The organism is Streptomyces sp. NPDC007808, from assembly GCF_042868655.1.
GTDB lineage: Bacteria > Actinomycetota > Actinomycetes > Streptomycetales > Streptomycetaceae > Streptomyces.
The window spans coordinates 163,318-177,467 of the sequence record NZ_JBIAEQ010000001.1; the positions used below are offsets into that span (position 1 = coordinate 163,318).

Genomic DNA, 14,150 nt, shown 5'->3' on the forward strand with positions numbered 1-14,150 from the left:
AGCCGACGGAGGACACACCGATGACGGTCAACCCCCTCGTAGAGCTGATCGCCGGCGGCGAGGCGGACCGCGCCACCCTCGCCGCCCTCGCCCTCGAACAGAGCCGCGTGATTCCCGCCGATCACCGCGCGTTCCTCCATCTCGCCGGGCGCGCCGCCGACGGCGCCCCCGGGGCGGGCGCCTTCTTCACCCTGCTGGCCGAGGGCGAGACGCTGGCCCAGGAGCGGCTCGGGGCTTTCGCGGACGCCTGCGGGGTGACCCAGGCGCAGGCGGCCGCCTACGAACCCCTGCCCGGCTGCCAGGCCTACCCCGCGTACGTCGCCTGGCTGGCGCTGAACGCCTCGCCGGCGGAGGCGGTGCTCGCACTGACGGCCAACTTCTCTGCCTGGGGCGGGTATTGCGCCGCCATCGCCGAGGGCCTGCGCCGTCACTACGGCTTCACGGACGAGGCCTGCGCCTTCTTCGACTTCTTCGCGGAACCCTCCCCGCGGCTCGAACGGGCGGCAGGAGAGGCGGTCAGGGAGGGACGGGACGCCGGGCGGCTCGACGAGGCACGCGCGGGGCGGTACGGCCGCCTGCTCCAGTCCTACGAGGAACTGTTCTGGTCGACACTGCGGGGCCGGGCTTCCTGATGCCGGGTGTTCGGATCACGCCGGCGTCACGGGTCCCGGCGCTACGGCGTGGTCCCGCTGCTGTGCGCGATGCACGCCACGTCGATCCGGTCCGCGAGCTTGGCCAGCTCGATGGTCAGCGCGGCCACCGTGTCCTCGTCGAGCCCGTCCTCCCCGGCCTCGACGAGGTGCAGCCACCGACCGCCCACCGTGCGCAGCAGCTTGCTCACATCGGCCGCGGCCACCTGGAGGGTCCCGCGGTCGTCGACGATCAGCGGCAGAGTAACTTCGCGGTTCACACCCGGGATCGTAGCCGCGCGGCGCTCACGCACCGTGCCAAACCGTAGTGATGTTGCAGAACTCGCGGATTCCGTGCCCGGACAGCTCACGCCCGTACCCGGACCGCTTCACACCGCCGAACGGGAACGCCGGATGGGAGGCCGTCATCCCGTTGACGTACACGCTCCCGGCCTCCAGGTCCCGTACGAACCGGTCGACCTCGGCCTCGTCCCGGGTCCACACGTTCGAACTCAACCCGAACGGTGAGTCGTTGGCGATCAGCACCGCCTCGTCGAGGTCGGCCGCCCGGTACAGCGTGGCGACCGGCCCGAACGCCTCCTCCCGGTGGATGCGCATCTCACGGGTGATGCCGGCGAGGACCGTGGGCGGGTAGTACCAGCCCGGCAGTTCGGGCCGGCGCAGCCGGTGGCCGCCGCACAGGACGGCGGCGCCGCTGCGCTTCGCGTCGTCGACCAGTTCCTCCAGGTCGTCGCGCCCCTGCTCGCTGGACAGCGGCCCGACCTCCGTCTCCTCCTGCATCGGGTCGCCGACCACCAGCGCCTTCATGCCCGCGACGAACCGCTCGGCGAAGGCGTCGTAGACGTCCGTGTGCACGATGAACCGCTTGGCGGCGATGCAGGACTGCCCGGTGTTCTGCACGCGCGCGGTCACCGCGACCTCGGCGGCGCGGTCGAGGTCGGCCGACGGCATCACGACGTACGGGTCGCTGCCGCCCAGCTCCAGCACCGTCTTCTTGATCATTTCCCCGGAGGTCGCTGCGACCGCGCGGCCCGCGGGCTCGCTGCCGGTGAGGGTGGCCGCCTTGACCCGGTCGTCGCGCAGGATGTCGTCGACCTGTGCGGAGCCGACGAGCAGGGTCTGGAAGCAGCCCTCCGGGTAGCCCGCACGGTGGAAGAGGTCCTCGATGTAGAGCGCGGTCTGCGGCACGTTGGAGGCGTGCTTGAGCAGGCCGACGTTGCCCGCCATCAGCGCCGGGGCCGCGAAGCGGATCACCTGCCAGAGCGGGAAGTTCCACGGCATCACCGCGAGGACCGGTCCGAGGGGGCGGTAGCGCACCCGTACCCGCGAGGCGCCCGAGTCCTTCACGTCGGAGTCGGCCGGTTCCTCGTCGGCGAGCAGTTCCTCGGCCCGCTCGGCGTACCAGCGCATCGCCTTGGCGCACTTGGCGACCTCCGCGCGGGCCTGCTTGACGGGCTTGCCCATCTCGGTGGTCATCACCCGGGCGACGTCCTGCTGGTCCTCCTCCAGAAGGTCCGCGGCCCGGTTCAGCAGTCGGGCGCGGTCGGCGAAGCTCGTCGTGCGGTACGTGCGGAACGTGGCCTCGGCGAGCTGGAGCCTGCGCTCGATCTCCTCCTCGCCCATGGCCTCGTACGTCTTGAGCGTCTCGCCGTTCGCCGGGTTCACCGTTGCGATGGGCATGACCGACCTCCTGGAAACGTGCTGATGATTCGACCTTCCCGCGCGGCGGTGGGTACCGCAACGCGGGTACGGCTGCTCAGGCCGAGTGCTCAGCCAGCCGGTCGAGAAACGCGGCCTGGGCCTTGACGACGACCTCCCGCGCCCGGTCGATGCCGAGCCACTCCACCCGGTCCAGCTCCGGGAACTCCTGCGTCCGCCCCGAGCGCGGCGGCCACTCCATCACGAACGTGCCGGGGACGACCGCCGCCGGATCGAGGTCCGCCTCGACCGCCCACACCGTCACGATCTTGCCGTTGCTCTGCCGGACCTCACCGAGGGGTACGGCCTCCCCGTCGGGCGGCACCAGTCCCAGCTCCTCCTGGAACTCGCGGCGGGCGGCCTCCCACGCGGGCTCGTCGGGTTCGTACTCGCCCTTGGGGACCGTCCACGCCCCGGCGTCCCGCCTGGCGAAGAACGGGCCTCCCATATGGCCGAGCAGCACCTCCAGACCGTCGGCGGTGCGCCGGAAGAGCAGCAGCCCGGCGCTGCGCCGCGCGCGGGACGGGGTCACGGCCGCACCTCCGGGTGGGCGGCGAGCAGCGTCTCGACCGTGTCGGCCTCCTCCGGCCGCTTGTCCTCCCGGTAGCGCACCACGCGCGCGAAGCGCAGAGTGACACCGGCCGGGTAGCGGGTGGACCGCTGAAGGCCGTCGTAGGCGATCTCGACGACGAGTTCCGGGCGTACGGTCACGCCCCACCACCGGTCCGCCACGGTCAGCTCCTGGAGCCGCTCCGTCTGCCAGGTCAGCATCGCGTCGGTCATGCCCTTGAAGGTCTTGCCGAGCATCGCGAAGGAGCCGTCCGCCGTACGGGCGCCCAGGTGCAGGTTGGACAACCTGCCGGTCCTGCGGCCGTGGCCCCACTCGGCGGCCAGCACCACCAGGTCGAGGGTGTGGACGGGCTTGACCTTCAGCCAGGAGGCGCCGCGCCGGCCCGCGCTGTAGGGGGCGTCGACGGCCTTCACCACGACGCCCTCATGGCCGCGGCGCAGGGTCTCGGTGAGGAAGTCCTCGGCCCCGCGCAGATCGTCGGGGCCGGAAACCAGCGCGCGGCGCACCCGCATCGGCTCCGGGACCAGCCGGGCCAGCTCCGCGTGCCGCTGCGTGAACGGCAGGTCGAGCAGGTCGCGGTCGTCGACGGACAGGGCGTCGAAGAACACGGGCGACACCGGGACCTGACCGGCCGCCGTCGCCACGTCCACCCGGGAGCCGACGCGGCCGGCGGTCTCCTGGAAGGAACGGGGGCGGCCCGTGTCGTCGAAGGCGATGACCTCGCCGTCCAGGATGAACCGCTCGCCCTGCAACTCCAGTGCGGTCGCCGTCAGTTCGGGCAGCCGGTCGGTGATGTCGTCCAGGGTGCGGGTGTAGATCCGTACGGAGTCGCCGTCCCGGTGCACCTGGACGCGGATGCCGTCCAGCTTCTCCTCGACCGCGCAGGCGCCGAGCTTGTCGACCGCCTCCTCCACCGAGGACGCGGAGTGCGCCAGCATCGGCAGGACCGGGCGGCCGACGGTGAGCCGGAAGCGGGTGAGGGCGGCGGGCCCCTCGGCGAGGAGGGCCTCGGCCACCGATTGGAGCGACCCGGCGAGCATCACCGCCCGCCGTACCTCCGCCGGTGGTGCCTGCGTCGCCTGGGCCAGACCCTCCACCGCCACCGCGTCCAGGGCACCCTGCCGGACCTCGCCGGTGATCAGGCCGATCAGGAAGCGCTGCTCGTCCTGTGTGGCCGCCGCCATCAACTCGCCGACGAGACGGGCCCGTTCGGCCTGCGAGCCGGTACCGGAGACCTTGCCCAGCTCGGTCAGCCGGGCGTCCACCTCGCGCACGGTGAGGGTCGGTTCGGCGGCGGGGGCCACCGGGCGGCTCAGCACCTTCCAGCCGATGCCGAGCCGCCCCTGCGGCAGCCGTCCCGCCAGATACGGGATGACGATCGGGACGTCGTCCGCCTCGGCCTCCCGGAACAGCTCCGCGAGCAGAGCGGTCTTCCGGGACCGGGCCGAGGTCGCGGCGACCTCCTGGGACACCTGGGCCAGCCGGGTCAGCAGCATGCAGCCATGGTGCACCGCAGGCGGGCGCTGCACACCCCCACCGCGGTGGCGCTACGCGGACGACGCCGCGTCGAGGTCGGCCATGAGCAGCTCCCCGTTGATGGTGGCCCCCGCGCGGTAACCGCCCGCCGCGGCGTTCACCACCTGCTCGGAGAAGCCCATGGCGTTGCCGGCCGCCCAGACGCCGGGCACGGAGGTGAGCCCGGTCGGGTCGACCACCGGGTACGCGCCCTGGGGGGTCTGCTGGAACTCGGCCCCCAGCTGCTTGAGGAGTCCGGTCCGCGGAACCGCGCGCGGCGCCACGAACAGCACCTCGCGTGCGTGCCTCGTGCCGTCGGCCAGCCGCACCCCGGTGATCCGGTCGTCCTCGGTCAGGAGCTCCGCCACCTCTCCGGGGACCACGCTCACCCCGGCCGCGGCCAGTCTGCGCAGATCGTCGTCCGACAGGTCCGATGCGGCGACCTCGTGCAGGAAGAGGATCACGTCCTTCGACCACTGGGACACCATCAGCGCCTGGTGCACGCTCATCGGGGAGGTCGCCAGTACGCCGAAGGCCCGGTCGCGGACCTCCCAGCCGTGGCAGTACGGGCAGTGCAGCACGTCCTTGCCGAAGCGCTCGGCGACGCCGGGGACGTTCGGCAGCTCGTCCTTCAGGCCGGTGGCGACGACCAGCCGCCGGGCCCGCACGGTCCGGCCGCTCGCCAGCGTCAGCGTGAACTCCGCGCCGCGCTCGACGTCCACGGCCCGGTCCCGGACCAGCTCCACGCCGTACCGTGCGATCTCCGCACGGCCGGCCGCCAGGAAGTCGGCCGGGGACATGCCGTCCCGGGAGAGGTACCCCTGCATGTGGGCGGCGGGGGCGTTGCGCGGTTCCCCGGCGTCGACGACCAGCGTGCGGCGCCGGGCCCGGCCCAGGACCAGCGCGGCGGACAGGCCGGCGGCTCCGCCGCCGATCACGATCACTTCGTATGTCTGGGTCATACCGACACGGTCACTCCATGGGCGCGGTATTGACAAACGTCTTTGCTGATTCTGCAATATGCCCCATGACTACCGACGAAGTGCTGGCGGAGGTCGGGGCGAGACTGCGGCGGATCCGCAAGGAGCGGGAGGTGACGCTCGCGGCGCTGTCCGAGGCGACCGGCATCTCCGTGAGCACCCTGTCCCGGCTGGAGTCCGGTCTGCGCAAGCCCAGTCTGGAGCTGTTGCTGCCGATCGCGCAGGCCCACCAGGTGCCGCTGGACGAACTGGTGGGGACGCCGCCGGTGGGTGACCCGCGGGTGCGCTCCAAGCCCCTCGTGCGGCACGGGCGCACCTACTGGCCGCTCACCCGGCAGCCCGGCGGCCTCCAGGCGTTCAAGGTGCTGGTTCCGCAGCGCAGGGAGGAGCCCGAGCCCCGCACCCATGAGGGCTACGAGTGGCTGTACGTGCTGTCCGGGCGACTGCGGGTCGTGCTGGGCGAGCATGACGTGGTGCTCGCGGCGGGCGAGGCGGCGGAGTTCGACACCCGGGTGCCCCACTGGTTCGGCTCGACGGGGGAGGGTCCGGCGGAGTTCCTGAGCCTGTTCGGCCCGCAGGGCGAGCGCATGCACGTCCGGGCGCAGCCGCGCCGGTCGTGACGCCCGCTACTGTTCCGCGGCTACCTGTTCCCTGATCGACAAGCGACCGCTTAGTATGCGAACCGACCCCGGTCAGACGAAGCAGTCCCCCGTGGAGGCACCGCATGCAGGCATGGCAAGTGCACGAGAACGGCGAGCCGAGCGAGGTGATGCGGCTTGAGCAGGTGGAGCCGCCCACGCCCGGTGACGGCCAGGTCCTGCTGAAGGTGCGAGCCGCGAACATCAACTTCCCGGACGCACTGCTGTGCCGGGGCCTGTACCAGGTCAGGCCGCCACTGCCGTTCACGCCCGGCGTGGAGATCTGCGGCGAGACCGAGGACGGGCGCCGCGTCCTCGCCAACCCTGCGCTGCCGTACGGCGGTTTCGCCGAGTACGCCGTCGCGGACACCGCCGCGGTCCTGCCCGCGCCCGACGCGCTGGACGACGCCGAGGCCGCCGCCCTGCACATCGGCTACCAGACCGGCTGGTTCGGCCTGCACCGCCGGGCCGGTCTGCAGGCCGGGGAGACCCTGCTCGTCCACGCTGCCGCAGGAGGGGTCGGCAGCGCGGCCGTGCAGCTCGGGAAGGCCGCCGGCGCCACCGTCATCGGTGTCGTCGGCGGCGCCGAGAAGGCTGCCGTCGCCCGGGAACTGGGCTGTGACGTCGTCATCGACCGGCGCGCGCAGGACGTCGTCGCGGCCGTGAAGGAAGCCACCGGCGGCCGGGGCGCCGATGTCGTCTACGACCCCGTCGGCGGCGAGGCCTACGCCCAGTCCGCCAAGGTCGTCGCCTTCGAGGGCCGGATCGTGGTCGTCGGCTTCGCGAGCGGCTCGATCCCCAGCCCGGCGCTCAACCACGCCCTGGTGAAGAACTACTCGATCCTGGGCCTGCACTGGGGCCTGTACAACACCAAGAACCCGAAGCTGATCCAGCACTGCCACGAGCAGCTCACCGAGCTGGCCGCCCGGGGCGCGATCAAGCCGCTGGTGAGCGAGCGCGTCCCGATGGGCGGGGCCGCGGCCGCCGTGCAGCGGGTCGCCGACGGCGTCACCACGGGGCGCGTCGTCGTGCTTCCGGGGCTCACCGAAGGAGGAGCGGCATGATCGACGCCGCTGAACTGCGCCGCCGTACGGCGGACCTGCTGGCCGCCCACCCGCCGGCCGACACCGACCGTCTGGACTTCCTGCGCGCCCGCTTCGACGCGGGCCTGGCATGGGTGCACTACCCGCAGGGCCTCGGCGGCCTCGGGGTGCCGCGCTCCCTGCAGGTCGTCGTGGACGCCGAGCTGGAGGCCGCGGGCGCCCCCGACAACGACCCCCGGCGCATCGGCATCGGTCTCGGCATGGCCGCGCCGACGATCCTCAAGTACGGCACCGAGGAGCAGAAGCAGCGGTATCTGCGGCCCCTGTGGACCGGTGAGGAGGTCTGGTGCCAGCTCTTCAGCGAGCCCGGCGCCGGTTCCGACCTGGCCGCGCTCGGCACCCGTGCGGTCAGGGAGGGCGACGACTGGGTCGTCAACGGGCAGAAGGTATGGACCTCCAGCGCCCACGTCGCCCGCTGGGCCATCCTCATCGCGCGCACCGACCCGGACGTGCCCAAGCACGCGGGCATCACCTACTTCCTCTGCGACATGACCGACCCCGGCGTCGAGGTCCGGCCGTTGCGCCAGATCACCGGCGAGGCCGAGTTCAACGAGGTGTTCCTCACCGACGTCCGCATCCCGGACTCCCGTCGCCTCGGCGAGGTCGGTGACGGCTGGCGCGTCGCGCAGACCACGCTGAACAACGAGCGGGTCGCCATCGGCGGCATGCGCCTGCCCCGCGAGGGCGGCATGATCGGCCCGGTCTCGAAGACCTGGCGGGAGCGCCCCGAACTGCGCACCCACGATCTGCACCAGCGGCTGCTCCGGCTGTGGGTCGAGGCCGAGGTCGCCCGCCTCACCGGAGAGCGCCTGCGCCAGCAGCTCGTCGCGGGCCAGCCCGGCCCCGAGGGCGCCGGCATGAAGCTCGCCTTCGCCCGCCTCAACCAGGAGATCAGCGGCCTGGAGGTGGAACTGCGCGGCGAGGAGGGCCTGTTGTACGACGACTGGACCATGCGCCGCCCCGAGCTGGTGGACTTCGTCGGCCGCGACGCCGGCTACCGCTACCTGCGCTCCAAGGGCAACAGCATCGAGGGCGGGACCAGCGAGGTCCTGCTGAACATCGTCGCCGAGCGCGTCCTGGGCCTGCCGTCCGAGCCGCGCACCGACAAGGACGTCGCGTGGAAGGACCTGACCCGATGAGGACGCAGCCGACGCAGCGCACCCAGCCCGACCTGCTCTACTCGGAGGAGGAAGAGGCGCTCCGCGCCGCCGTACGGGACCTGCTCGCCGACCACTGCGACGCACCCGGCGTCATCGCCCGCACCGAGTCCGCCGCCCCGCACGACCTGGCCGCCTGGAAGGCGCTCGCCGACGGCATGGGCCTGGCCGGACTGCTGGTCCCGGAGGAGAAGGGCGGCCAGGGCGCCACGCACCGCGAAGCCGCTGTGGTGCTGGAGGAGTTGGGCCGGGCCGTCGCCCCGGTTCCCTACCTGACCAGCGCGGTCGTCGCCACCGAGGCGCTGCTGGCCTGCGAGGCCGAAGGGGGCCTGCTGGCCGAGCTGGCGTCCGGGCGGCGGATCGGCGCCCTCGCGGTCGCGCTGCACGTCGGCCCCGGCGGCGCCTACCCGGTCGTACGGCACGAAGACGGTGCCCTGCACGGGGAGTTGACCGGCATCGCGGACGCGGCCGCCGCCGGCACTCTGCTGGTGCCCGCGGACGACGGCGGGCTGTACGCGGTGGACGCCGATGCCGTGACCGTCACCCCGCAGGTGTCCCTGGACCTGACCCGGCCGGTGGCCACGATCACCCTGGACGCCGCCCCCGGGCGTCTGCTGGGTGACGCCGAACCCGCCGTACGACGCGCCCTGCGCGCCGGGGCCGGGCTGCTGGCCTCCGAGCAATTCGGCATCGCCGAGTGGACGTTGACCGAGACCGTCCGCTACTTGAAGGACCGCAAGCAGTTCAACCGTCCCGTCGGTGGTTTCCAGGCGCTCAAGCACCGCCTCGCCCAGCTGTGGCTGGAGGTCGTCAACCTGCGCGCGGCGGCCCGTAACGCAGCCGACGCGCTGGCCATCGACGAGGACGCCGACGTGGCCGTCGCCGTCGCCCAGGCGTACGCGGCCTCCGTCGCCGTGCACGCCGCCGAGGAGGCCCTGCAACTGCACGCGGGTATCGGAATGACCTGGGAGCACCCGGTGCACCTGTATCTGAAGCGGGCCAAGGCCGACTCGATCGCCTACGGCACCGCGGGCGCCCACCGTGCGGCGCTGGCCGAACTCGTCGACCTCAGGGCCCCCTGACCCGCTCCCGAGCGAAGCACCCGGAAAGCCCGTCCCACCAGGGGCGGGCTTTCCCGTGTGCCCGCAGCGGCGAAGTGAACGCGGCACGGCGGTCCGGCCAACTCCCCGCGCGGCTCTGCCCCTTGAGGCCCCGGGCGCCGCATACTCGCAGCGGTTCCCGTCCGGCACCTCAAGGAGGCAGTGCCATGACCCGCACCACTCGTCGCAGAGCCCTCACCACCCTCGGCGCCGCCCTCGCGGGCACGGTCGCGCTGCCTGCCACCGGTGCGCTCGCGAGTGAACACCGGCACCGCCCATGCCCGTTGTGGCGGGCCCACGCCCACAACGACTACGAGCACCCGCGCCCACTGCTCGACGCCCTCGACCACCGTTTCGGCAGCTTCGAGGCCGACATCTTCCTGGTCGGTGACCACCTCCTCGTCGCCCACGACCCCGAGGAGCTCGACCCCGCACGCACGCTGGAGTCCCTCTACCTCGCCCCGCTCGCCGCCCGCGTCAGGGCCAACCACGGCTCGGTGTACCGGGGTCGTCGCCGCCCGGTCCACCTGCTCATCGACATCAAGACGGAGGGCTCGTCGACGTACCTCGAACTGGACAGGCACCTGAAGCGGTACAAGCACCTGTTCACGACGTACGCCCACGGCCGGGTGCACCCGGGGCCGGTCACCGCGGTGGTCTCCGGGGACCGTGCCGCCCGGGTGCCGATGGAGGCCCAGAAGGTGCGCCGGGCCTTCTACGACGGGCGCCTCGCCGACCTCGGCGGCACCGCGCCCGCCTCCTTCGCCCCGCTGATCTCCGACAACTGGAGGCTGAACTTCACCTGGCTCGGCGTCGGCGCGTTCCCGGCGGCCGAGCGGCAGAAGCTGCACGGCATCGTCCGGGCGGCCCACTCCCGTGGGCAACAGGTACGGTTCTGGGCCACCCCGGACCAGGCCGGCCCCGCGCGGGACGCACTGTGGCGCGAACTGCTCGACGCCGGCGTGGACTTCGTCAATACGGACGACCTCGCCGGTCTGGAGGCCTTCCTCGACGCCCACCGGGCGGCCTGAACCCACCGCGCGCGGAACACCACACGTTCGGAGGACAGGTCAGCCGCCCGGGCGAACCCTCTGCTACGCCACACTTGCGGCGGAACGCCGTGTACCAGGACAAGACGGCGTGGCGGAGGGAGGTTGACGATGGCCATTTCCATCTCTGTGGTGTTGCTGCTGTTCATCCTGGCGGTGATCTTCGTACGCAACGGCGGGCTGAAGATCACGCACGCGCTGGTGTGCCTGCTGCTCGGCTTCTACCTGGCCGGCACCAGCATGGCGCCGACCATCAGCAGCGGTCTGACGGCCACGGCGGACATCGTCAGCAGCCTGAGACCGTGACGGTCACCCGGTCGAGAAGATGCCGATGCCGTTCGGGACGGGGCGCTCCACACCGTCGGACGGATGGTTGCGTACGGAGACCGCCGGCGCCCCCGGCTCACGCACGACCAGCGTGGAGGAACCCCCGCCGTCCAGGCTGAAGGCGTCCACCGACCCCAACGTCCGCATGAGGGACGCCACTTCCGCGATCGTCAGACCGGTGCGGTATGCACGGGCGCCGTCCAGCGCGAGCAGCACCAGCCGCCGTCCGCCGTCCGCGATGCCCACCGCCGTACGCACGGCCGAGGTCCGGTCGTCCAGACCGGGCAGCGGCCTGCCACCCGCGAGCACCGGGTAGCCACCGAGGGCGAAGCGGTACGGGATCCGCGACGCCGCCGCCACCAGCCGGTGCCGTACCTTCACCGGCTCGCCCGCGAAGAACTTCCGCAACTGCTGCGCACCCGCCTCCCGGCCCACGAGGACGGTGGTGCCCGGTGCGATCGGCCCGCTCCCGGGTGTGTCGGAGCTCGACACGACCCGGCCGTCCCGGATCGTCACCTCATGCGTGTCGGTACTGCACGGGGCCGACCGGTCGGTGTCCGTGCCGCACGTGGCCCGCACCCGGGAGGCGCTGCCCCAGACGGCGGTGAACGCCCCGACGGAGCCCACCGGCAGGGCGTACTGGTTGAACCCGCCCAACGGAATCCGACCCTCGGGCGTGCGGACCGAGCCGACCAGGCGCAGGCCGTCCAGCCGGGCCCGGCGGTCGACACCCACCCCGAAGACGTCCTCGGTGCCGGTGCCGGGCGGCAGCGCCGGTCCGAAACGCTGCCCGTTCGGCACCGCCGCCTTCAGCGCCCGCCCGCCCGCGATCGCCGGGCCCACGCTCGCGCCGGTGGCCTGGACGCCCGGATGCTGCGCCTCGCTGATGTTGAAGAAGTCGCCGTTCACGCCGGCGACGGCACCTTGTGCGGTGGCCTGCCGAGAGATGGTGGCGCGGGCCGCCACCGCTCCCGGGTGCAGCAGATCGAGCCGTACGCGTGGATCGCGCAGATCGACGGTGAGCACATGGGCATGGGCGGGGCCTCTGGCCGCCGCGATGTCGAACTCCTCGTACGCGACCCCCGGCGCGATCCCGGTGCCCCGCTGCGCTGCGCCGGCCGGCGCCGCCACCGCCAGGGCCGCACCGGCCAGCGTGCAGAAGGTCGTGAGCAGCGTGAGCGCCGCCCTGCCGATCACCGACCGTCGCTGACGACGTGCCACATCGCCCCCCTGAAGTCTCGTCAAATGTCCCAGGACTCGGGGGAAGTGCACCAGACGGCGTTGACCTGCGGGGTCGTCAGGTGCCGACGACCCGCGAACGGGTGAGGAAACGCACCCCCTCGGGTGCCTCCAGCGAGAAGCCGCTGCCCCGGCCCTCGACGACGTCCACGATCAGCCGGGTGTGGCGCCATGTCTCGTACTGGCCGCGTGACATCCAGAACGTGACCGGCTCCGGCATCCCCTCGACGTCCAGCTCCGCGAGCAACACGTCCGAGTCGCCCGTACGGAACTCGCCCTCCGGGTAGCACATCGGCGCGCTCCCGTCGCAGCAGCCGCCGGACTGGTGGAACATCAGCGGTCCGTGCGTCGCGCGCAGACGGCGCAGCAGGTCGGCGGCGGCGGGGGTGAGCTCGACACGCGGGGTCTCCTCATACATGACGGCAAGAGGAGCACGGTCGACGTTGCGAGAGGGTTGCACCCGTGCTGACCGATCCGCCGACGTGAGCGGTCATCAGGTGACCGGGTCGGCCGCGGCGCAGCGGCTGCCGTCGGCCGGGACCGTCAGGTTCACGAGGTGGTCGTCCACCGCGTCGCGGGTGCAGTCACTGCGTCCGTACACGCTGTGCCCCGCACCCTCGTACGTCAGCAGCACGGTCGTATCCCGGGTCAGCCGGTGCACGTTCCTCGCCCATGCGTAAGGGTTGGCCGGGTCGTGGCGGGAGTGCAGCATGAGGATCCTGGGTGCCTTCGTGATGCGCAGGCGGTGCTGCGGGTTGTTCACCTCGTCCGGCCAGCCGACGCACCCGGCCATCGCGCCGTGGACACGCGGCGAGCCGCGCAGGTGCGGCGCCGCCCGCAGCTCGGCCTCGGTCAGGCGGGCGAACTCGCGGTGGTCCTTCGGCCGGAAACGCCAGTCCTCGCAGAGCACCGCGTGGAAGGGGAGAGCCTCCGTGGCCGGCTGTGCCGGCGCCCGTCGGGTCGTCGGCGGGCTCTGACGCCGCTGCGCGTCGAGTCCGGCGACGAACGAGGCCGTTCCGCTCCAGTCCGGTACGTAGAGCCTGCGGAAGACGAACTGCGTGATCTCGTTCGCGGTCATGGCCCTGCCCGGGTTTTCCGGGTCCATGATCTCGCCCCGGTCGGCCCGGGCGAGGAGACCGTCCCAGACGGCCGTGACATCGCGGCCGTGCAGGGCGCACGACGTCGAGCGTGCGCACCACCGCACGAACTGGTGGAAGGAGTCCTCGGCGGTGAGCGCGGAGGAGACCAGGAACTCCCGGGCGCCCAGGCTGTGGTCGATGCTCGCGGTGAGGGTCATGGCGCGGATCCGGTCGCCGTACAGTTCCGCGTACTGCTGGCCGATCAGGGTGCCGTAGGAGTGGCCGAAGTAGTTGATCTTCTGCTCGCCGAGCGACCTGCGCAGGGCCTCCATGTCATGGACGACGGCGAGGGTGTCGGCGTGGTCGAAGATCGGGCCGCTGTGCCGCCGGCAGTCGTCCCGCAGGGCACGGTTGTAGGCGGCCAGGCGGTCGAACTCCGCCTGGTCGCGGGGGTATGCGGAGGGCGCCTTCCGGATCAGGTCCGAGGAGCACATCACCGGCTCGCTGGCTCCCACGCCCCGCGGATCGAAGCCGACGATGTCGAACCTCGCCAGCACGTCGGCACTGAAGTGGTCCGGTGCGTCGTCGACGGCCCAGTCGACTCCCGAGGCGCCCGGGCCGCCCGGGTTGACCAGCAGGACGCCGATCCGACGGCCGGGGTCCGTGGCCTTGCGACGGGCCACCGCCAGGTCGAACTTCGCACCCTTCGGGTCGGCCCGGTCGACGGGCAGCCGCAGCGTGCCGCACTCCGCCGTACGGTCCCCGGAGCACGGCTCCCAGTCGATCGCCGCGGACGCTGTGGACGGGCTGGACGGGCTGGAAGGGCTGGACTGGCCGGACTGGCTGGAAGGGCCCGCCGGTAAGCCGGCCGCGCCCCGCGTGCCGGTCGCGCCGGCGTCCGCCGCGCCCGGGCCCAGCACCAGCGCGCCCGTCGTCAGAACGCCGGCAGCGAGCGCTGCGGCGAGGGTCTTGGTGAACGGTTGCACAGAGTTCCTCCTGTTGCTCCATCGACCACGGATCACAGGAGTGGCCACCCCTCGACGA

The 14,150-nt window shown here is 72.5% G+C and carries 15 protein-coding genes; 7 read left to right on the forward strand and 8 right to left on the reverse strand.

The window, feature by feature from the left end:
- Positions 1–20 precede the first annotated feature (20 nt).
- On the forward strand, positions 21–632 hold the full coding sequence (locus ACFYNL_RS00805) for a transcriptional regulator (protein WP_388794312.1): 612 nt from the start codon (positions 21–23) through the stop codon (positions 630–632).
- Positions 633–673: 41 nt separating this feature from the next.
- Here the strand turns inward: ACFYNL_RS00805 and ACFYNL_RS00810 are convergent, their stop codons facing one another.
- The 5 genes from ACFYNL_RS00810 to ACFYNL_RS00830 form a co-directional block, all read right to left on the reverse strand.
- Positions 674–910 carry a DUF6213 family protein gene (locus tag ACFYNL_RS00810; RefSeq protein WP_030054037.1) on the reverse strand — a complete coding sequence of 79 codons (237 nt, stop codon included), beginning with the start codon at positions 908–910 and terminating at the stop codon, positions 674–676.
- Between the two features lie 25 nt (positions 911–935).
- Entirely contained in the window at positions 936–2,330 is a 1,395-nt protein-coding gene (locus ACFYNL_RS00815) for an NADP-dependent succinic semialdehyde dehydrogenase (RefSeq protein ID WP_388794315.1), read from the reverse strand.
- Positions 2,331–2,406: 76 nt separating this feature from the next.
- Positions 2,407–2,880, reverse strand: coding sequence for an NUDIX domain-containing protein (locus tag ACFYNL_RS00820; RefSeq protein WP_388794319.1), 474 nt, complete (start codon positions 2,878–2,880; stop codon positions 2,407–2,409).
- Positions 2,877–4,415 carry an ATP-dependent DNA ligase gene (locus ACFYNL_RS00825; RefSeq protein ID WP_388794322.1) on the reverse strand — a complete coding sequence of 513 codons (1,539 nt, stop codon included), beginning with the start codon at positions 4,413–4,415 and terminating at the stop codon, positions 2,877–2,879. The genes ACFYNL_RS00820 and ACFYNL_RS00825 overlap by 4 nt, the downstream gene beginning before the upstream one ends.
- A gap of 51 nt (positions 4,416–4,466) precedes the next feature.
- The gene (locus ACFYNL_RS00830) at positions 4,467–5,396 is read right to left on the reverse strand and encodes an NAD(P)/FAD-dependent oxidoreductase (RefSeq protein ID WP_388794325.1); all 930 of its coding nucleotides are present in this window, start codon (positions 5,394–5,396) and stop codon (positions 4,467–4,469) included.
- Positions 5,397–5,461: 65 nt separating this feature from the next.
- Between ACFYNL_RS00830 and ACFYNL_RS00835 the strand changes: the two genes are divergently transcribed.
- The 6 genes from ACFYNL_RS00835 to ACFYNL_RS00860 all read left to right on the forward strand — a co-directional run bounded on the left by ACFYNL_RS00835 (position 5,462) and on the right by ACFYNL_RS00860 (position 10,767).
- A complete protein-coding gene (locus tag ACFYNL_RS00835) occupies positions 5,462–6,034 on the forward strand; it encodes a helix-turn-helix domain-containing protein (RefSeq protein WP_388794328.1) in 573 nt (190 codons plus the stop codon).
- Between the two features lie 104 nt (positions 6,035–6,138).
- Positions 6,139–7,116, forward strand: coding sequence for an NADPH:quinone oxidoreductase family protein (locus ACFYNL_RS00840; protein ID WP_388794331.1), 978 nt, complete (start codon positions 6,139–6,141; stop codon positions 7,114–7,116).
- The gene (locus ACFYNL_RS00845) at positions 7,113–8,294 is read left to right on the forward strand and encodes an acyl-CoA dehydrogenase family protein (RefSeq protein WP_388794334.1); all 1,182 of its coding nucleotides are present in this window, start codon (positions 7,113–7,115) and stop codon (positions 8,292–8,294) included. Before ACFYNL_RS00840 ends, ACFYNL_RS00845 begins: the two co-directional genes overlap by 4 nt.
- The gene (locus ACFYNL_RS00850) at positions 8,291–9,394 is read left to right on the forward strand and encodes an acyl-CoA dehydrogenase family protein (protein ID WP_388794337.1); all 1,104 of its coding nucleotides are present in this window, start codon (positions 8,291–8,293) and stop codon (positions 9,392–9,394) included. Before ACFYNL_RS00845 ends, ACFYNL_RS00850 begins: the two co-directional genes overlap by 4 nt.
- Before the next feature lie 185 nt (positions 9,395–9,579).
- Positions 9,580–10,443, forward strand: a complete 864-nt coding sequence (locus ACFYNL_RS00855) for a phosphatidylinositol-specific phospholipase C/glycerophosphodiester phosphodiesterase family protein (protein WP_388794340.1) — start codon at positions 9,580–9,582, stop codon at positions 10,441–10,443.
- 129 nt (positions 10,444–10,572) lie between these two features.
- Positions 10,573–10,767: a hypothetical protein gene (locus tag ACFYNL_RS00860; protein ID WP_356577121.1), complete on the forward strand. Its 195-nt coding sequence runs from the start codon at positions 10,573–10,575 to the stop codon at positions 10,765–10,767.
- Positions 10,768–10,770: 3 nt separating this feature from the next.
- Here the strand turns inward: ACFYNL_RS00860 and ACFYNL_RS00865 are convergent, their stop codons facing one another.
- From ACFYNL_RS00865 to ACFYNL_RS00875, 3 genes are all read right to left on the reverse strand, one after another.
- A complete protein-coding gene (locus tag ACFYNL_RS00865; RefSeq protein WP_388794344.1) occupies positions 10,771–12,009 on the reverse strand; it encodes a phosphodiester glycosidase family protein in 1,239 nt (412 codons plus the stop codon).
- Between the two features lie 76 nt (positions 12,010–12,085).
- Complete coding sequence (locus ACFYNL_RS00870) at positions 12,086–12,445, reverse strand: DUF779 domain-containing protein (protein WP_388794347.1); 360 nt, start codon at positions 12,443–12,445, stop codon at positions 12,086–12,088.
- Between the two features lie 75 nt (positions 12,446–12,520).
- The gene (locus ACFYNL_RS00875; RefSeq protein ID WP_388794350.1) at positions 12,521–14,092 is read right to left on the reverse strand and encodes an alpha/beta hydrolase; all 1,572 of its coding nucleotides are present in this window, start codon (positions 14,090–14,092) and stop codon (positions 12,521–12,523) included.
- Positions 14,093–14,150: the final 58 nt, after the last annotated feature.